At 59.6% G+C, this 18144-nt stretch carries 22 protein-coding genes; 11 read left to right on the top strand and 11 right to left on the bottom strand.

What is annotated here, in order from left to right:
- Positions 1–78: 78 nt before the first annotated feature.
- From GOX63_RS10595 to GOX63_RS10580, 4 genes are all read left to right on the top strand, one after another.
- A complete protein-coding gene (locus GOX63_RS10595) occupies positions 79–492 on the top strand; it encodes an Hsp20 family protein (protein WP_058275530.1) in 414 nt (137 codons plus the stop codon).
- A 5-nt stretch (positions 493–497) separates the two neighbouring features.
- Positions 498–722 carry a DUF1150 family protein gene (locus GOX63_RS10590; RefSeq protein WP_170325930.1) on the top strand — a complete coding sequence of 75 codons (225 nt, stop codon included), beginning with the start codon at positions 498–500 and terminating at the stop codon, positions 720–722.
- Between the two features lie 86 nt (positions 723–808).
- Positions 809–1696: a PhzF family phenazine biosynthesis protein gene (locus GOX63_RS10585; RefSeq protein ID WP_170325929.1), complete on the top strand. Its 888-nt coding sequence runs from the start codon at positions 809–811 to the stop codon at positions 1694–1696.
- A complete protein-coding gene (locus GOX63_RS10580) occupies positions 1693–2553 on the top strand; it encodes a glycosyltransferase family 10 (RefSeq protein ID WP_170325928.1) in 861 nt (286 codons plus the stop codon). The genes GOX63_RS10585 and GOX63_RS10580 overlap by 4 nt, the downstream gene beginning before the upstream one ends.
- Before the next feature lie 54 nt (positions 2554–2607).
- On the opposite strand, the gene GOX63_RS10575 is transcribed toward GOX63_RS10580, so the two are convergent.
- The 4 genes from GOX63_RS10575 to trxB all read right to left on the bottom strand — a co-directional run bounded on the left by GOX63_RS10575 (position 2608) and on the right by trxB (position 7676).
- Entirely contained in the window at positions 2608–4326 is a 1719-nt protein-coding gene (locus GOX63_RS10575; protein WP_170325927.1) for a bifunctional sulfate adenylyltransferase/adenylylsulfate kinase, read from the bottom strand.
- 219 nt (positions 4327–4545) lie between these two features.
- The gene (locus GOX63_RS10570) at positions 4546–6213 is read right to left on the bottom strand and encodes an adenylate/guanylate cyclase domain-containing protein (RefSeq protein WP_170325926.1); all 1668 of its coding nucleotides are present in this window, start codon (positions 6211–6213) and stop codon (positions 4546–4548) included.
- Between the two features lie 58 nt (positions 6214–6271).
- Complete coding sequence (locus GOX63_RS10565; RefSeq protein ID WP_170545686.1) at positions 6272–6730, bottom strand: RES family NAD+ phosphorylase; 459 nt, start codon at positions 6728–6730, stop codon at positions 6272–6274.
- A gap of 4 nt (positions 6731–6734) precedes the next feature.
- Positions 6735–7676, bottom strand: a complete 942-nt coding sequence (gene trxB / locus GOX63_RS10560; RefSeq protein ID WP_170325924.1) for a thioredoxin-disulfide reductase — start codon at positions 7674–7676, stop codon at positions 6735–6737.
- Positions 7677–7903: 227 nt separating this feature from the next.
- On the opposite strand from trxB, the gene GOX63_RS10555 reads away from it, so the two are divergent.
- A complete protein-coding gene (locus tag GOX63_RS10555) occupies positions 7904–8404 on the top strand; it encodes an Lrp/AsnC family transcriptional regulator (protein ID WP_170545683.1) in 501 nt (166 codons plus the stop codon).
- A 116-nt stretch (positions 8405–8520) separates the two neighbouring features.
- On the opposite strand, the gene GOX63_RS10550 is transcribed toward GOX63_RS10555, so the two are convergent.
- The 5 genes from GOX63_RS10550 to lgt all read right to left on the bottom strand — a co-directional run bounded on the left by GOX63_RS10550 (position 8521) and on the right by lgt (position 12746).
- Positions 8521–9303, bottom strand: coding sequence for a Hint domain-containing protein (locus GOX63_RS10550; RefSeq protein ID WP_170325923.1), 783 nt, complete (start codon positions 9301–9303; stop codon positions 8521–8523).
- Between the two features lie 337 nt (positions 9304–9640).
- Entirely contained in the window at positions 9641–9769 is a 129-nt protein-coding gene (locus GOX63_RS23985) for a hypothetical protein (RefSeq protein WP_302477124.1), read from the bottom strand.
- Between the two features lie 270 nt (positions 9770–10039).
- On the bottom strand, positions 10040–10798 hold the full coding sequence (pgeF, locus tag GOX63_RS10545; RefSeq protein WP_170545680.1) for a peptidoglycan editing factor PgeF: 759 nt from the start codon (positions 10796–10798) through the stop codon (positions 10040–10042).
- Positions 10795–11862, bottom strand: coding sequence for a class I SAM-dependent methyltransferase (locus GOX63_RS10540; RefSeq protein WP_170545677.1), 1068 nt, complete (start codon positions 11860–11862; stop codon positions 10795–10797). The genes pgeF and GOX63_RS10540 overlap by 4 nt, the downstream gene beginning before the upstream one ends.
- The gene (gene lgt / locus GOX63_RS10535; RefSeq protein ID WP_170325920.1) at positions 11859–12746 is read right to left on the bottom strand and encodes a prolipoprotein diacylglyceryl transferase; all 888 of its coding nucleotides are present in this window, start codon (positions 12744–12746) and stop codon (positions 11859–11861) included. Before lgt ends, GOX63_RS10540 begins: the two co-directional genes overlap by 4 nt.
- 97 nt (positions 12747–12843) lie before the next feature.
- On the opposite strand from lgt, the gene GOX63_RS10530 reads away from it, so the two are divergent.
- From GOX63_RS10530 to GOX63_RS10510, 5 genes are all read left to right on the top strand, one after another.
- Positions 12844–13092, top strand: a complete 249-nt coding sequence (locus GOX63_RS10530; protein ID WP_050604795.1) for an accessory factor UbiK family protein — start codon at positions 12844–12846, stop codon at positions 13090–13092.
- 312 nt (positions 13093–13404) lie between these two features.
- Positions 13405–13905, top strand: coding sequence for a YbjN domain-containing protein (locus tag GOX63_RS10525; RefSeq protein ID WP_170325919.1), 501 nt, complete (start codon positions 13405–13407; stop codon positions 13903–13905).
- A gap of 36 nt (positions 13906–13941) precedes the next feature.
- A complete protein-coding gene (gene proC / locus GOX63_RS10520; RefSeq protein WP_170325918.1) occupies positions 13942–14757 on the top strand; it encodes a pyrroline-5-carboxylate reductase in 816 nt (271 codons plus the stop codon).
- Positions 14750–15088, top strand: a complete 339-nt coding sequence (locus GOX63_RS10515; RefSeq protein ID WP_170325917.1) for a tRNA-binding protein — start codon at positions 14750–14752, stop codon at positions 15086–15088. Before proC ends, GOX63_RS10515 begins: the two co-directional genes overlap by 8 nt.
- Positions 15088–16038 (top strand): 2-hydroxyacid dehydrogenase, encoded by a 951-nt coding sequence (locus tag GOX63_RS10510; protein ID WP_170325916.1) that lies wholly within the window; start codon positions 15088–15090, stop codon positions 16036–16038. Before GOX63_RS10515 ends, GOX63_RS10510 begins: the two co-directional genes overlap by 1 nt.
- Here GOX63_RS10510 and GOX63_RS10505 read toward each other — a convergent pair.
- The gene (locus GOX63_RS10505; protein ID WP_170545675.1) at positions 16035–16613 is read right to left on the bottom strand and encodes a thymidine kinase; all 579 of its coding nucleotides are present in this window, start codon (positions 16611–16613) and stop codon (positions 16035–16037) included. The genes GOX63_RS10510 and GOX63_RS10505 overlap by 4 nt on opposite strands.
- A 357-nt stretch (positions 16614–16970) precedes the next feature.
- Between GOX63_RS10505 and GOX63_RS10500 the strand changes: the two genes are divergently transcribed.
- The gene (locus tag GOX63_RS10500) at positions 16971–17432 is read left to right on the top strand and encodes a hypothetical protein (RefSeq protein WP_170325914.1); all 462 of its coding nucleotides are present in this window, start codon (positions 16971–16973) and stop codon (positions 17430–17432) included.
- A 59-nt stretch (positions 17433–17491) separates the two neighbouring features.
- Here GOX63_RS10500 and GOX63_RS24105 read toward each other — a convergent pair whose 3' ends face one another.
- Positions 17492–18142, bottom strand: coding sequence for an immunity protein Imm33 domain-containing protein (locus GOX63_RS24105; RefSeq protein WP_170325913.1), 651 nt, complete (start codon positions 18140–18142; stop codon positions 17492–17494).
- Positions 18143–18144 lie beyond the last annotated feature (2 nt).

Here is an 18144-nt window from a genome sequence, read left to right as displayed (position 1 = left end):
ATTCCCATATTCTATTCTACGCGGTCGCCAGAACGGGGCCGCACCACACGTCGCTTTGACAATAAAGGACGAAAATACGTGTCGAAACTTACTCTTGGCTCATACCCGCATCTTTTGGGGTTCGAGCAGCTGGAACGCCTTCTGGAACGGTCTGCAAAGGCTGGCAACGAAGGATACCCGCCCTACAACATCGAGCAGACCTCGGACTTTTCGTATCGCATTACACTGGCCGTTGCCGGTTTCGCGGAAGAGGATCTGTCGATCACCATCGAGGATCGCCAACTGGTGATCAGGGGCCGTCAACGCGACGACAGCGAGGGGCGTATTTTCCTGCACCGTGGTATCGCGGCGCGTCAGTTTCAGCGCATGTTCGTGCTGGCCGACGGTGTCGAGGTGGGCGAGGCGATCATGGAAAACGGTCTGCTGCATGTGGATCTGACTCGTGCCGTGCCCGAAACCGTGGTGCAAACGATCAACATAAGAAAGGGGTAAGAGCAATGAATACACCGATTGAGCTGAACGCCGAGGGCGACCGGATCGTCTATGTGAAAGCTGTCGACGTCGCTGATCTGCCTCGGGAAGTACGCGAGCAGGCGGGCGATCTGGATCAGCTTTACGCCGTTCACGATTCCGACGGTCAGCAACTGGCGCTGGTCGCCGACCGCAAGCTGGCCTTTGTTCTGGCGCGAGAGCATGACTTCTCGCCGGTGGCTGTCCACTGAGCCGCACGATTTCCCCGTGACATCTGCCGCCCCGCGGGCGAGATATGCGGACCTGTAACGGTTCGCATATCGAAAGGGCGCAACACATGAGCTGGTTTGACTTTGACTGGGTAGACGCCTTCAGCGACCGTGCATTCGGCGGTAATGGCTGTGCCGTGGTTCATGGTGGCGCTGTGCTGACACAAGAGGTCTGCATGGCCTATGTGCGCGAAACCTCTTTGGTTGAATGTACTTTTACCGGACCATCCGACGTGGCCGATATCCGGGTGCGCTATTTCCTGGCCAGCCGCGAGATTCCCTTTGCCGGGCACCCCACCATCGCCACCGTGGCCGCGATGCGGTCGCGGGGCCTGTTTCAGGGCGATACGCTGACGCTTGAAACGGGCGCCGGGATTGTCTCGATCCGTCTGCACGGGGATGAGATCGAGATGACGCAGGTCGCGCCGAAATTCGGCAATTCAGTCCCGACCGAGCTTGTCGCCGAAGCCATCAGCCTGCCACAGGACACCATCATTTCCCCACCGCAATTCGTGTCCACCGGGCTGCCGTTCTGCATCACTGTTCTGTGTGATCATGAGGCTCTGCGCGCCGCAAAGCTGGACGCGGGCGCGCTGGGCAAAATCACGGAAATGGCAGGGTTTTCCGGTTCAGACATGGCCGAACCTTTTCTCGTCACACTCAAGGGCGCAACCCAGGCAGGCGACACGTTCTCGCGCCTGTTGATGGCGCCGCCCAGTCCGCCCGAGGACCCGTTCACCGGATCGGCCACCGGCGCTATGGCAGCCTATCTGTGGAAACACGGGTTGATGCCCAAAGACACGTTCATCGCCGAGCAGGGTCACGACATGGGGCGCCCGGGTCAGGCCACTGTCACCCGCGTTGGCCCGCCGGATGAGATGACTGGTATCAAGGTCGCGGGGCGCGGCCATATTCTGATGCGCGGTCAGGTCGATCTGCCCGAGATCGTGCAATGACCCGACCCGCAATTGCGATCTTGCCTTACGGGCATCGGTTGGGGCCGAAGTTGGCTTCGGTCCCGTTGTCCGAGCTGAACTGGCCCGAGGGCTGCCCAGACCGGCTGATCGGCAAAACGGTTGGTGATCTGGAGCCCACCGATCACCTGATCATGTATCCGAACTCGACCGTGCACTTGCGCCTGCGTAGGGGTACCCGCGCGCGGATATCGCTGATGATGGGCGAACCGTCGGCCATTCATGGCAAACACGACCGGATGCTGCGCTATACGTGGCGGCGGTTCTTCCGGGTGCTGACTTTCCACGACGTGCTGTTGAAAGGCATCCCAAATGCAGTGTTCCTGCCCTATGGCGTCACTATGGTGCCTGACTGGCAGAATCTTGATGTCACGAAAACCAAGTCCTGTTCGCTGATCGCGTCGGCCAAACGTGACCTTGAAGGGCACCAATTGCGCCATTCGGTGATCAACTGGGTGCGGGAAACCGGCGCGGATGTGGATATCATGGGTCGTGGCTATACGCCGTTTGACCGCAAGTCCGACGGGTTGGCCCCGTACCGCTATTCCGTGGTGATCGAGAATGTGCGGGAGCGGAACTATTTCTCGGAAAAGCTGACGGACGCGATCCTGTGCTCGACGGTGCCGATTTACTGGGGCTGTCCGAATATCGGCGATTTCTTCGATACGTCGGGCATGATCATGTGCGAGTCCGAGGTCGATATTCAACGCGCAATTCAGGCGGCCTCAGCCGAGGATTATGCCACCCGTCTGCCGCACCTGAGGGAGATGCAGGCCAAAGCGGCGGAGTATGGAGACTTCGAAGCCCGCGCCGTCGCGGCCATCCGTGCCGAGCTCTGACCAAGAAAAAAGGCCCCCGCGACGCGAGGGCCTTTGAATGTTTCTGGTGCCGGTTTACGACGCGGCGATCAGACCCATGCTTTCCAGTTTCAGCAGAACCTGATGGGCGCAGTTGTCGACGTCCACATTCTCGGTCTCGACGCTCAGCTCAGGGTTCTGAGGCACGTCATAGGGGTCTGAGATGCCGGTGAACTCTTTGATCTTGCCTTCACGCGCCAGCTTGTACAGGCCCTTGCGATCGCGGCGTTCGCATTCCTCGATCGAGGTCGCAACGTGCACTTCGCAGAAGGCGCCGAACTGTTCGATGTCTTCCCGAACGGCGCGGCGGGTGGTGGCGTAAGGCGCAATCGGAGCACAGATGGCGATGCCGCCATTCTTGGTGATTTCGCTGGCCACGTAGCCGATGCGGCGGATGTTCAGGTCGCGGTGCTCTTTCGAGAAGCCCAGTTCCGAGGACAGGTTCTTACGAACGATGTCACCATCCAGCAGCGTTACCGGACGGCCGCCCATCTCCATCAGCTTAACCATAAGCGCGTTGGCGATGGTGGATTTGCCCGAGCCCGAAAGGCCGGTGAAGAACACGGTAAAGCCCTGCTCTGAACGGGGCGGCGAGGTGCGGCGCAGCTCTGCAACCACCTCAGGGAAGGAGAACCATTCGGGGATTTCCAGGCCTTCACGCAGACGGCGGCGCAGTTCGGTGCCCGAGATGTTCAGGATCGTGACGTTTTCCTTGTCTTCGATTTCGTCATTCGGCTCGTATTGGGCGCGTTCCTGCACATAGACCATGTGCTTGAAATCGACCATCTCGACGCCGATCTCGTCCTGGAACTGGCGGAACAGGTCCTGCGCGTCATAGGGGCCGTAGAAGTCTTCGCCCTGGCTGTTTTTGCCGGGGCCGGCGTGGTCACGGCCAACGATGAAGTGGGTGCAGCCGTGGTTGGCGCGGATCAGGCCGTGCCAGACTGCTTCGCGCGGGCCTGCCATACGCATTGCCAGATTCAGCAGCGACATCGAGGTGGTCGAGGCCGGGTATTTGTCCAGAACCGCCTCATAGCAGCGCACGCGGGTGAAGTGATCGACGTCGCCCGGCTTGGTCATGCCCACGACCGGGTGGATCAGCAGGTTGGCCTGCGCTTCTTTCGCGGCGCGGAAGGTCAGTTCCTGATGCGCGCGGTGCAGCGGATTGCGGGTTTGGAACGCAACGATGCGGCGCCAGCCCAGCTTGCGGAAATAAGCGCGCAGCTCGTTCGGGGTGTCGCGGCGGCCGCGGAAGTCATAGTGGACGGGCTGCTGGATACCGGTGACGGGGCCACCCAGATAGACCTTGCCTGCCACGTTGTGCAGGTAGTTTACGGCGGGGTGGGCGTCGTCATCGGCGCCAAAGACCTTTTCGGCCTCGCGTGCCTTGTTCGGGGTCCAGCGGTCGGTCACGGTCATGGTGCCGAGGATGACACCTTCCTGATCACGCAGGGCGATGTCCTGGCCCAATTCGACGGTTTCGGCAAAATCTTCGCTGACATCCAGCGTGATCGGCATCGGCCACAGGGTGCCATCAGCCAGGCGCATGTTTTCGACAACATTGTCGTAATCTGCCTCGGACAGGAAACCCTTGAGCGGGTTAAACCCGCCATTCATCAGAAGCTCCAGATCGCAGATCTGACGCGGGCTCAGATCCCAGCTGGTCAGGTCGGCGGCTTCTACTTTCAGCTTTTGAGCCGATTCATAAGATACATAAAGCTCAGGGATGGGAGCCAGATTGCTTAACATCGTCATAGGAATACTCTTGTCGAAGTTCGGTTTTACCGGTGGTTCAGGGGTGTTTGCGGGGCATTTGCCCCGACTACTGGTTGAAGTCCATATACATTCACGAAATTAAGGACGATATGCGCCGTTTTTGCCGGGATTGGAAGGAAATTTCGGCTGGCGCAGCTTTTCACGACTTAATTTCTGCAGACGCGCAGTTGTCGTGCAGATTCAGCACGTCTGTTCCTGTCATGCGGTGACCAGCAACAGCTCCGAGGCGCTTGTCACCGGCAGAGCCGGAATCGGTCGCGTTACACCGCGCAAATCAAAAGACCTCATGCCGCTTTGATCGCCTTCATAGCCTGCAACCTGCAGCAACTCCTCCGAGACCAGAAGCTCGACCCCCAGGGCTTTGGTCTGACCCTCAAGTCGGCTGGCCACGTTGACCGCGTCGCCGATGATGGTGCGTGCTGCGTGACCGGCAGCGCCGATTTCCCCAAGCACCAGATCACCCAGATGCAACCCCATCCCGATACGTATGCGGGGGCTGCCTTCGGCCTCAAGTCGCTGGTTGAACTGGGCGAGGGCGCGGCTGACATCGGTCGCAGCTTTCAACCCCGCCCGGGCCGAGCTTTCGGCGTCGGGCGTTTCGAACACGGCCAGCAGGCCATCGCCCATGTATTTGTCGACCACGCCGCCATCTGCGGTGATCGCCGGAACAATGGCATCAAAGAACCGGTTCAGCAGGAACACGATGTCATAGGGTAACTGGCCAGTGGTGCGTGACGTGAACCCGCGCATGTCCAGAAACAGAACGGCCAGTTTGCGCTCTTGCCCCTGGCTTGCATGGGCACGGTGCCGCCCTCCTTCCGGGCGGAACATGCGATACGCTGTAAGAGGTTCGGTCGGACGGATCTGACAGGCCAGCCGCGCGCCCTTCGGGGCGCCAACGGCATTGAGACTGCGGGCCTCAACCTCTTCGGGGGCGGGGAGTGAGTCAGCGCCGTCTTCGACGATCACCCGGCAGGTAGTGCAGCGCCCCTTGCCGCCGCACAGGGCCGTGTGCGGAATGCCATTGGCCTGTGAAATCTCAAGCAGGGTCATACCCTTTTCGGCCACGACCTCGGGGCCTTCGACATATTTCACCCGCACGGAATGCCTTCGACGCCAGAGCTTGCGGATCGCAAACACTGCCAGCGCTGCCCCCAACGCAATCCAGAAGGCCATCAGCGCATTGTCCTTGACGCTGAACATGGCCTCGAAGGCCTCGGGAGAGGGCCAGTTGTAATGCTCGATATACTGTTCGCGCAGGAACGGATCGGCGAAATCCGCCCAGATGCGCCGCCCCTCGGTCAGCAGCCCGGCGAGCGCGAACGAGGGGATGAATACCGCTACACCGATCAGATAGGGCACAGTTTTCGACCACCAGTGGGTCAGCCGCAGCCACATATGCAGCCCGATGCAGCCATGAACCCACACCACCAACAACAGCAGGCTTTGCATCCAGATCACGGTGCCGGGCCACATCAGGACGATGATATAGCCCATCTCGTCATTTACGTCATAGATTTCATGTGCATAGCGCGTGTGCACGATATGAGAGATCAGCTGCAGCGGGATCAGCAAACCAAGCACAACCTGCAACCCCGTCGACAGCGGCATCCGCAGCGTTCTGCGCTGGCTGATCGAAAACAGCGCCAGCCCTGCATGTAGCAACAGCGCAGCATACAAAACCAAGCTCATGACATCGTGGCGGGTGACCGCTTTGCGACCATCCTGCATTCCGTGCAGATAATCGGTGTGAAACAGCCCCAGCCCGATATTGATGAAATGAAAGAAGGCAAAGGTAAACAGGATCAGGCCGCTGCCGATCCTCAGCCGGGTTGTCCACCCGCCTCGCCATAGAACGCTGTTCAATCAATTCACCTGTATTCGCTTTGCGTGCACCCGAGTCTGATACGGGCGGGCGAGTGGGTCAAGAATAAGACGGGACCCATTCTGTTGCCGCGGCGTCCGTGCGGATCAGGGCAGGGGAGGGGTCAAACAGCACGACATGGCTGAGTTCGGGACGCGAGCGTGAGCTGTACAGCACCCCGTCGGCCCCCTCGGCGCGGGCTTCGTCTGAAAATCGCCATGTGGGTGAGCGTCCCTGAACGTCGCGGATGCCCTGCCAGACAATCGAAACGTCGGGTCGTCCGCGCAGGTCCACCAGTCGAGAGCCTATGATGCGCGCGCGCTGCAAGACCCGTGGAGGGTCACCGTCCGACACATACCGCCGGATCGCGACCCCGGCGCCCTCTGCTGTGAGAGAGGCATACAGCGCCCTCTGACCCGCGTAATGAAAACGCCCCTCGGGCGCCTGTGCGGGGGCCAGAGGGGCGTCTATCTGTGACAAAAACAGAATTCTCCAGACGGGGCCGGAGAACTCCAGCATCGGGTTAATCCTGCTCCGCCAGGAAGCGTTCTGCATCCAGCGCGGCCATACACCCCATGCCAGCGCTGGTAACAGCCTGACGATAAATGTGGTCGGTCAGGTCGCCGGCGGCGAAGACACCGGGGACCGAGGTCTCGGTCGAGCCCGGCTTGGTCACGACATAGCCACCCATGTGGGTTTCCAGCGTGTCCTTGACCAGTTCGTTGGCCGGAGCATGGCCGATGGCAACAAAGACGCCCTTGCAGGGGATCTCGGTAATCTCGCCGGTTTTGACATTCTTGACGCGCACGCCTTCGACGCCCAGCGGGGCATCGGTGCCAATCACTTCTTCCAGCTCGTGGAACCACAGCGGTTCGATTTTTTCGTGCTTCAGCAGCCGATCCTGCAGGATCTTCTCGGCCCGCAGCTCGTCGCGGCGGTGGACCAGGGTCACCTTGCTGGCGAAGTTGGTCAGGAACAGTGCCTCTTCCACGGCGGTGTTGCCGCCGCCGATCACCACGATCTCCTGCCCGCGATAGAAGAAGCCGTCACAGGTGGCACAAGCCGAAACGCCAAAGCCCTTGAATTTCTCTTCCGACGGCAGACCCAGCCATTTGGCGCGCGCACCGGTGGCCAGAATGACAGCATCCGTGGTGTAGGTGGTGCCGCTGTCGCCCTTGGCGGTGAAGGGGCGTTTCGAAACATCCAGATCGCTGATGATGTCGCCGATCACCTCACAGCCCATAGCCTGAGCGTGTTCCTGCATCTTGACCATCAGATCAGGGCCCTGAACTTCGGTAAAGCCGGGGTAGTTTTCAACATCTGTGGTGGTGGTCAGCTGACCGCCGGGTTCGATGCCCTGAACCAGGATCGGCTCCAGCATCGCGCGGCTTGCATAGACGCCTGCAGTATAACCGGCCGGTCCCGACCCGATGATCAGAACCTTTGTGTGACGTGTTTCGGCCATGGTACCCCCAACTCGATCTGCCTGATTTGGGCGCGCAGCCCTTGGCGGATGGATATAGCGACCCCTGTGCCTCGCTTAAAGCCCCTTCCTGTTTCACACCCGATATGCGCCCAATGAATGGCGCACAAAAAAAGAACATTGAAAACAAACAATATTGCGCGTCCACGAAAGATTATTGCGCATCCCTTGGGGGCTGATATAACAACCGCAAAAATCAGGAGCATTTGATGGTCGCGATACGGCTGGATGAGATTGACCGCAAGATTCTGGCGGAATTGCAGGCAGACGGTCGCATGACCAATGTCGAGCTGGCAAAGCGCGTGGGTATTTCAGCGCCTCCATGCCTGCGGCGCGTGCGGACATTGGAAGAATCGGGCCTGATCCGCGGCTACCACGCCGAAGTGAACTCACGCGAGCTGGGGTTCGAGGTTCAGGTCTTTGCCATGGTCGGTCTGGAAAGCCAGGCCGAATTCGAGCTGAGCGCGTTCGAGGAACGCTGTCGTGAATGGCCGCTGGTCCGGGAATGCCACATGCTGAACGGCGAGGTGGATTTTATCCTGAAATGCGTGGCACCGGACCTGAGCAGTTTTCAGCAGTTCCTGACAGGCGAATTGCTGACCACGCCGAACGTGGCCAGCGTTAAGACCTCGCTGGTCATCCGCGGCGCAAAAGACGAGCCCGGCGTACCTTTTGATGTTCTGGAAGAACGAATGAGCCGGACGGCGTAAGCGCCGCCGCCCTTGGGTGTGGCTTCATCGATGGCAGAAAGGCTGCCACCGTCATGTAAAACACCCAACTTAACAATAACTGCATAATGCCCCCACATTGCAGAATGAGCCCGGATTCAGGCGGTTATCGCATCCACCTCTCCGTCTCCGGCGCGCGGCAGGACCAGCGGTCCGAAGTCGCTCAGCGTATCGATATGCGCGAACAGGTTCAGATAGATAGACTTCAGTGACCGGCTGACCTTGCGAATGGTGTTGACGCCCGGGTGATAGGATTCGAACTGCAGCCCGTCGACCCTGATCACCGCATGGCGTTTGAGGCAGATGTGAAACAGCTCGACCGGTGTCGGCGGCATCGTTTCGATGATGCTTGTGCCATCCTGAAACTCGCGGACCGGCGTCAGAACCTGATCGTCGCCATGCAGATGCCGAAGGTGCGCAGGCGTTCCCAGCAGGCGTGCGGCAGGGCCGGCGATGACACCCGACATCGGCTTTTGTATCCCGAACGTATCGGCCATGATCCGTGTCAGCGGTCGTGCCCGGCCACGAGAGTCCTCGCGCCCGGGAACCAGCGTAACCGATCCTTTCCACAGCACCGTTTCCGAGGCGCCGCTTTGCGTCAGGACCGTATCGCCGGGCAGCAGATCTTCGATCGCCATTGGCCCGAATTCGGTTTCGACCAGAGACCCCCGGGTGAAGGCGCAGAACGCGTCTTCGAACATCGGCAGTGCAGGCGCGATGTGACGGGTCTGTACGACATCTCCGTTTCTCATCAACGTGCTGACTTCATAGCGCCGCAGCTGCGCCTTTTTCTGTGTTGTTGGCCTTGGTGCGTCACGCAGCAGCGCCGAAGTTTCTACGGCGTTTCTGGCTGCGCGCGATAACGAATGTGGAATACCCATTCTCAATTTAGTCCCCTCTAACCCCCGCTCAGACAGACCGAACCCCCGTACAGGCCCGTCCAATTGGATTTACTTTTGTCAGGAAAGAAGCTTGTGACCGCAGGACAACAGGCGCGGTTGGCGCTTGTTGCAACGAAAATCCCTACGCTTTTAGTCACCACTGGTCCCCCCAGACAAACTCATACAAACGCGGGCGGAATTGCCTGCGCACACACGCCCCGAGCCTGAACCGCACACAATATTGGCGGCAGGTCACACACCGGATCGGAGCCTTCCTCCGCTGTGCGTCTTCAGTTCCCCAAACAACCGGCAGCTTGGCTTGTGGGGCCCTTTTTGGTCAGCGACGTGCCGCCAGACGGCGTGCGACCCTGACCGAGTGGCTGGAAACCCGTTTCCACGGCATCTCCAACTGTTGCTCTCTGGTGGCCGCAACCACGGCGCTGAGAAAGCGTGATTTCATCTTCATGTCATGTCCTGCCCGTTTGGGAACTTTCGCCCCGTTTTTCCTCTGGGTCCTCAATGTGCAGCGCCATTGCGGCGGCGATAAGGCTGATCCGGGATGAATTCAGGACAATGGACGGTTTGCGTTTCCTCTTTTTCGGTTATGTCACGCTTGGCTGGCCTAAAGGCTGATAACCATCTGAGAGCGGACAATAAAAATCGAATTGTCTAGACTTAGGTAGACAAGACAATTGTGGCGAAAAAGCGGCGATATTGCCGCAATCTAGGCAGGGTCCTAAAGTTTTATGGCTGAAATCAGGCGGCCATAGTCGGCCTCTTTCGCGTGGGTCGACCGGCGATAGGAATAGAATCTGTCCGGATCGGAGTAGGTGCAGTGGCGTGTCCATTCGGCCTGACCGACCCCAGCCTGGCGTAGCCTGTGTAGGCCAAACGCAGGCAGGTCGAATTGCAGCCTGTCCCCGTTCCCATTCGCGAAGAACTGCAGGTTTTCCGGAGAATCGGCAATGAACTCGTCCAGAAACTCGGGGCCGACTTCATAAGCGCGTTGCGAGATTGACGGCCCAATCACGGCCACGGTGTTTTCCCGTTTCGCGCCCAAGGCTTCCATCGCGTCAAGCGTTGCCTCAAGCACCCCATCCAACGCACCGCGCCAACCAGCATGGGCAGCCCCGATCACATTTGCGTCAGAATCGGCGAAGAGGACCGGCTGGCAGTCGGCCGTAAGAATCGTCAGCGCCAGGCCGGGCGTTGCCGTGACCACCGCATCAGCCTTGGGTTTTTCGCCGTTTAACGGCGCGTCCACGGTCAAGACGGTTGGCGAGTGAACCTGATGAACACCGATCAGCGCCTCGGGCGCGACATCCATCGCCTGCGCCACCCGCTTGCGATTCACCGTGACGGCCTCGGTCTGGTCGGACGACCCATAGCCACAGTTGAGGCCAGCGAAGACGCCCGATGAGGCGCCGCCGCGGCGGCTGAAGAACCCGTGGCGCATGGGCGACAACAAATCTGAGGTCAGGATTTCCAGGGTCATGGCTCCAGTCCGGGTGGCGGCGAGGAAGGGGTGGGGTAGAGGCCCAGCACCTTGAACAGGTTTCCCATTTCCTCGGGGTGCGTCAACCGGCGATGTGCAGCAACCAGCGCTTCAAGCTCAGACCCGCCGAGAGGGGCAGCCAGCGCCTGCGCGCGGGTGGTGATTCCCAGCCGTTCAAGGAATACGCCTTGCGGTGTCAGGCGGGAATGGGCGCATCCCGCAGCGCGGGTCGCCAGGGCCAGCGGTTCGAAATCCACATGTGCTGTCAGGTCGGCCTGACCGGGCAGGGCCAGAGGGTCGGTGCGCTCATGCGCCTGCAGTGCCTGAAACGTATCGCCCAGCGAATGCCAGTCACCGTAGTCCACGATCAGACCAGCCCCGCCGTGGGTGCCGATTCGACCTGCGATCACGGTGATGATGGGTATGGCCGCCGGGCACAGCTCGACAAGATCGCCGTCCTTGGTGTCATCCAGCCGATCCTTCAGCGCGACCTGTTCGCCCTGCGGTCCCAGCCCCCATTTCAGCGCATCGCCATCCAGGCCGATCAACCGTTCGCGCCAGCTATCGCCGTCACGCAGGAACTGGCGAATGGGCAGGACGTCAAAGAACTCGTTCGCGACCAGAAACAACGGTGCTTCGGGCAGGTCCGCAACCGAATCGATCCAGCGCGGCTTAAACTCCTTCAAGGTCTGCGCCTGCATGTCCCGCAGGGCGGGTGAGGCCTCGACCAGCGCAATTTCGGCGGCATCAAGAAACCCTGGCACGCGGGCCGTGGCGCGCAGCATGTCCGCCATTAGTGTGCCGCGCCCCGGGCCAAGCTCGGCCAGCACGAAATGGTCCGGATGCCCCTGATCCAGCCAGCTCTGCGCCAGAGACAGGCCGATCAGTTCCCCGAACATCTGGCTGATCTCCGGGGCGGTGATGAAATCCCCCTGCGCGCCCAGCGGGTCACGGGTGGTGTAGTAGCCGTGCGTCGGATGCAGCAGACATTCGGTCATGTAGTCGGCCACGCTCATCGGGCCGTCTTGCGCGATCCGCGCCAGCAGATGATCTTTCAGGCTCATGATTCCGATCTTGCACGCAAGGCGAACCATAAGCCAAGCGCGATCATCGGCAGCGACAGCAATTGTCCCATCGTCAGGCCGTACCCGCCGACCTGTAGGGCCAGTCCCAGCGGGTTACCGGCCGAGATGAACTGTGCGTCGGGCTGCCGGAAGAATTCGACAATGAACCGTGACGCGCCATAGCACGCCAGGAACAGGCCCATGATCAGGCCGGGCTTGTGGAAGGCTCCGCGCCGATAGGCCAGCCACAACAGCACGGCCCCTAGCAGCAACCCCTCTAGCGCGGCTTCATACAGTTGTGACGGATGCCGCGCGCACATGCCCGCGACAACACCAGTACAGTCCTGTGCAGCCGCCCCCGGAAAGATCACGGCCCAGGGCAACTCGCTGGGTCGGCCCCAGAGCTCGGCATTGATGAAATTCGCCAACCGCCCCAGCAACAGACCCGGCGGTACTGTATGAGCGATCAGGTCCGCCATGGACAGAACCGGAATCTGGTGACGCCGCGCATAGAGGTAAGATGCAATCACCACCCCCAGCAGCCCGCCATGGAAGGCCATGCCGCCCTGCCAGACCTTCACGATCTCCAGCGGGTTCGAAAAGTAATAAGAGGGCTGATAGAACAGCACGAACCCAAGACGCCCCCCCAGAATCACGCCGAGGATGATCCAGGTGATCAGATCCTCAAGCTGTTCGGGTTTCATTGGAGGTGTCTTGTCGGGCCAAAGGGCCGGGCGCTTCAGCGCCATCACCCCCATCCGCCACGCAATCAGGATACCGGCGATATAGGCCAGCGCGTACCACCGCAGCGCGAACTCCATCCCGAATAGCGAGATCGAGAACAGTTCGGGCGACAGATCGGGGAAATTCAGAACAGCCTGCATGTGCGTCTCATTGCCCGGGGTTTGCGGGGCAAGTCAACCTTGAGCCCGGCGTAATCATTCCCCATATAGAGACCAACCGCGATTTCGGAGTAAAGCCATGCAAACCCGCAACAAGATTCTCGACGACGTATCCCAGCTGATGACCAACGCCATGGGTGTGGCGCAGGGTGCGCGGGAAGAGGCCGAAAACGCGATGAAGTCGATGATCGACCGCTGGCTGGCCGACCGCGATTTTGTCACGCGCGAAGAATTCGACGCCGTCCGCGCGATGGCCCAGAAAGCGCGCGAAGAAAACGCAGCGCTTGAAGCTCGAATTGCCGCGCTTGAGGCGAAACTGGACAAGTAACGTCCAGCTCAGAGTTTTTCGGAAAAAGACATACGCCGCGCAATCCGGGCCTTGGGTTGTGCGGTGTTGTGCATCTTGCCGTCTTGCGGAATTTAATCAAGACAAAGCTGCGTGAAGTGCCAATATTTTGACCCTAGTTGCCTTCTGTCCACAACTTATTGCTGTTATCCCCAATAAATAGGGTTGCCAGAACCCATCTTGCGTCGCACCATATTTAGTACAGGCCTACGGGGGAAGCCCGGCTTGTAGAGCAGGCAACTAGCGCTGGGGCGCTGCCAGCCCCGAAATGCTAGAGATTAGTGAGGTGGCATTATGGCCCTTTCCGAGCAGTTTCTCGAAGAAGACCTTCATCCGATCGATATTGTTGAACATTTGGCTGAACATCACGACTGGGACTTTGACCGGATCGGGGATGATCAGATTGCCATGGCTGTCGAAGGGCAGTGGCGCACATACTCGATCACTCTGGCCTGGTCGCACTATGACGAAACCCTGCGGATGGTCTGCTCTTTTGAAATGGAGCCACCGTCGGAGCGTGAGAGCGAGCTGTACGAGCTGCTGAACAAGATGAACGATCAGTGCTGGGCCGGGGCGTTCACGTACTGGGCCAACCAGAAGCTGATGGTCTATCGCTACGGTCTGGTTCTGGCCGGTGGTCAGATGGCCAGCCCGGAACAGATCGACACGATGATCAACGCAGCGGTGCTGAGCGCCGAGCGTTACTACCCGGCGATCCAGCTGGTCACATGGGGCAACCGGACCCCTGAAGAAGCGATGCAAGTCGCCATTGCAGAGGCCTACGGCCGCGCGTAAAGCTTTGCCCCAAGCCGACTAAGGGGAGGGGCAATCATGGACATGTCACGCGTCGCCGAGCAGGGGCTGGTGCTTCTGGGCTGCGGCAAGATGGGATCGGCCATGCTCGCCGGATGGTTGGAGCATGGCCTTCCTGCGTCAGCCGTCTGGGTGATCGACCCGAACCCCTCGGACTGGTTGAAGGCGCAAGGCGTCAACATCAACACTCCGTTGCCCGAAGCGCCCGCAGTGGTGCTGGTGGCCGTCAAGCCGCAGATGATGGGTGAGGCTCTGCCCGCGATCAAAGCGCTGGGCGGCGGGGGCAGCTTGTTTGTATCGGTTGCTGCGGGCACCTCGATCGCCACATTCGAATCTGTGTTGGGTGAGGGAACGCCGATCGTGCGCGCCATGCCAAACACACCTGCCGCGATCCGGCGGGGAATCACCGCGCTGATCGGCAATTCGATTGCGTCGGATGCCGATGTTGCGCTGGCCGAAAATTTGCTATCGGCCATTGGCGAGACCGTCCGGCTCGACGATGAGGCGCAGATGGACGCTGTCACTGGCCTCAGCGGCTCGGGTCCGGCCTATGTATTCCACCTGATCGAAACGCTGGCCGCCGCCGGTCAGGCGCAGGGGCTGCCGCATGAGCTGGCGATGAAGCTGGCCAAATCCACCGTCGCCGGGGCAGGGGCCTTGGCGATGGCGGCCGAGGAAGACCCCTCGCAATTGCGAATCAACGTGACCTCGCCCAACGGCACCACACAAGCCGCGCTTGAGGTGCTGATGCACGAAGAAGAAGGCTTCCCCGACCTGCTGCACCGCGCGGTCAAAGCCGCAACCGACCGATCCAAGGAGCTGTCCCGTGGGTGAGATTACCTTCGACGACTTTCTCAAAGTTGATATCCGCGTGGGCGAAGTGATCCGCGCTGAACCGTACCCTGAGGCCCGCAAGCCTGCGATCAAGATGTGGATCGATTTCGGTGATGAGATTGGAGAGCGGAAAACCTCGGCCCAGGTCACCGCGCATTACGACCCGGCAACGCTGGTGGGCAAACAGGTGATGGCCGTTGTCAACTTCCCTCCACGCCAGATCGGTCGCTTCATGTCCGAGGTTCTGGTGCTGGGCCTGCCCGATGAAAACGGCGAGATCGTCCTGATCGGACCGGATGGTGAGGTTCCTGTCGGCGGGCGGATGCACTGATGAAACTGTTTATTGCCCGCCCGATGACCGCCGCCGTCGAAGCCCGCGCCCGTGCCGAGTTCGATGTCGAGATTCGCAGTGAAACGCTGCCTTTGACACGCGATGAGATGCTGCGCGCTCTGACTGACTTTGACGTGGTTGTGCCCACACTAGGTGATCTATTCTCGGCTCAAGTGTTCGCCGAAGCGCCCAACCCGCGCTGCAAGCTGCTGGCGAATTTTGGCGTCGGCTACAATCACATCGACGTGGACGCAGCCCGTGCCGCTGGCGTTGCCGTTACCAACACACCCGGCGCGGTGACCGATGCCACCGCCGACATTGCCATGACATTGTTGCTGACCACCGCGCGTCGCGCGGGTGAGGGCGAACGGTTGGTCCGTTCAGGTGACTGGCAGGGTTGGCACCCAACGCAGATGCTGGGCCATCACGTCACCGGCAAGCGTGTGGGTATCGTCGGCATGGGCCGTATCGGTCAGGCCATCGCCCGCCGTTGCCATTTCGGGTTCGGAATGCAGGTCGCCTATCAGTCTCGCAGTCCGAAAGACTTGGACTTTCCGGCCGTGTACACCAGCGATCTCAAAGCACTGGCAGGTTCTGTCGATTTCCTGATCCTCGCCGTCCCCGGTGGTGCGGAAACCCGTCATCTGATTGACGCTTTGGTGCTTGGGGCGATGAATCCCTCGGCCATCCTGATCAACATCGCGCGCGGAGAGGTCGTGGACGAGTCGGCCCTGATTGCGGCGCTGCAATCGGGCGAGATCGCGGGTGCAGGTCTGGACGTTTACGAATTCGAACCCGCCGTTCCGCAGGCTCTGCGTGACATGCAGAATGTTACCCTGTTGCCCCACCTGGGCACCGCGACCGAGGAAGTACGCAGCGATATGGGCCACATGGCGTTGGACAACGTAGCAGCTTTTGTTGCAGGCCACGCGTTGCCGAATCCGGTTTAGGTTCCGACCGCCTCGCGCCAGTGTTTACGGCAGAGCGAGACATAGGTCTCGTTCCCGCCGATCTGCACCTGTGCGCCTTCGGTGATGGTATTGCCGTTCTCGTCCTGACGAATCACCATCGTTGCCTTGCGGCCGCATTTGCAAATCGTGCGGACCTCGCGCATCTCATCGGCCAGCGCCAGCAGGACCGCCGAGCCGGGGAACAGATGACCCTGAAAATCCACCCGCAGCCCATAGGCCAGCACCGGAACACGCAGATCATCCACGGCGCGGGCCAGTTGCCAGACCTGTTCTTCGGTTAGAAACTGCGCCTCATCCAAAAAAACGCAGGCGATCGCGCCCTGGTTCAGGCGCGCTTCAATCATCGCATAGACGTCATCGCCGACCGAAAATGTATCGGCATCGGCGGAAATCCCGATCCGCGAGGCGATCTTGCCCACCCCGGCCCTCCCATCCAACGCCGCGGTCATCAGGTAGGTGTCCATGCCCCGCTCGCGATAGTTGTGCGAGGCCTGCAGCAACACGGTCGATTTGCCCGCGTTCATGGTCGAATAATTGAAGTAGAGCTTTGCCATGCGCCCGGGTCTAAAACGCCTGATCCCCTTGGGCAAGATGTCAAAATCGGGGGAAAGAAGCGACGCCGCCGTTGTTGTGCGGGGGCCGAGCGTAAAGCTCAAGGGGGATGGATCCCCCACATCAACAACAACGACGCCGTTGGCCGACAGGCGGCCAATACAGAGCGAGGCTAAAATTCTGCCTCACAATCACTCATCACCAGCCGGAACTGCCGTCACTCACTCACAAAACCCCCGAATATCTGAGGGATAGCCAATGTATGACATTTCAATTAAGAATCGAGTATGGGAAATTTCTTTCCCCTTTCCCCCACAGTGGCAGATATTGTGGGGGGGACAGGCAGAAAAGGTAAAAACATGGCAGATATCGGGGCCTATCTGAAAAAACACACCGAAGCATTGGTCAAAGATGTCGGCATTGAATCCGCATGTGACATCACAGGCAAATCCAAGGCGACTTTGGGCCGGTATTATTCAGACAACGCCGAACATGTTGACCGGTTCATGCCGGTGGACGCCGTGGCCCGGCTTGAGGCCGTTTCGACCTATCCGCATGTCACCTCGGCGCTGGCCGACCTGAAGAACATCACCTTGTCCTACGATGGCCGCAACACGGACAAACCGCGTACCGGAGGGGTGAACTCGGACGTCATCGCCCTGAGCCAACGGTTCGCGATGCTGATGACCGAATATCAGGCCGCCATCGAGGACGGTATTATCACCGTGAACGAAGCCAAGCGCCTGTTGAAAGAAACCAGCCTGCTGCAACAGGTGCTGATCGAGATGAAGCTGCATCTGGAAGAGGAAAGCGTGAGCTGAGCAATCCTGGTGTTGTGGAGCGGCTAACAGCTTTGATCGGTTTTATCAGCTAAGCATGCTTACTGGTTTTCCCGACAAAGCTCGTAGGTGTCTCCTTCAGTTCTCAAAAACCTGCTGCCGACAGGTTCTGAGAGCAGATGTACAAAACTATCGTCGCAATTTAATACTGCACCGATGGCCACATAGCTGCACGGTGTATCATCGTATTCCTCTTGCGATAGCTGTTCTACATCTGCGCGGATTCGCCAGCCGGTATCAGGATACTTGTCTTCGTCGTCGTGTTCGGGGTCTTCGCGATATACAAACCCGACGCGGGCGCGTCGTTCCAGGACCGCATCATCTACGAAGCAACGCGCAAACCAGTTGTTGAAGTCGCTTGCAAAGCGCGCATTCAGTTCTGGGTCTTCCCAATCAACATCAATGACATGATGAATTTGAAACTCAACCGGATCGCCGGGGTTCAACCCTGGAATGTCTTCTGGAGTATTGTCGAGTCTGCCCACCAGGTTGGTGCCATCGCGGTGTTCAACTATAACCCACATTCGCTCTGCATCGTATTTCTCGGAAGCAGGAACTGCACTGAAGATCAGTTTGACGGTTGTCCCTTTGGTGACTTCGGCAAGTTCTTCCTTGCTTGGGATATGGAATGTGTAAGGGTTTTCTTTTTGCGTCGGGCGCGGGTCTTGAAGACGAAAGGTAGGTTCTGTCACAA

This window comes from Ruegeria arenilitoris, from assembly GCF_013031355.1.
Classification (GTDB): Bacteria; Pseudomonadota; Alphaproteobacteria; order Rhodobacterales; family Rhodobacteraceae; genus Ruegeria; species Ruegeria arenilitoris_C.
This window is presented reverse-complemented; position numbering and strand designations above follow the sequence as displayed.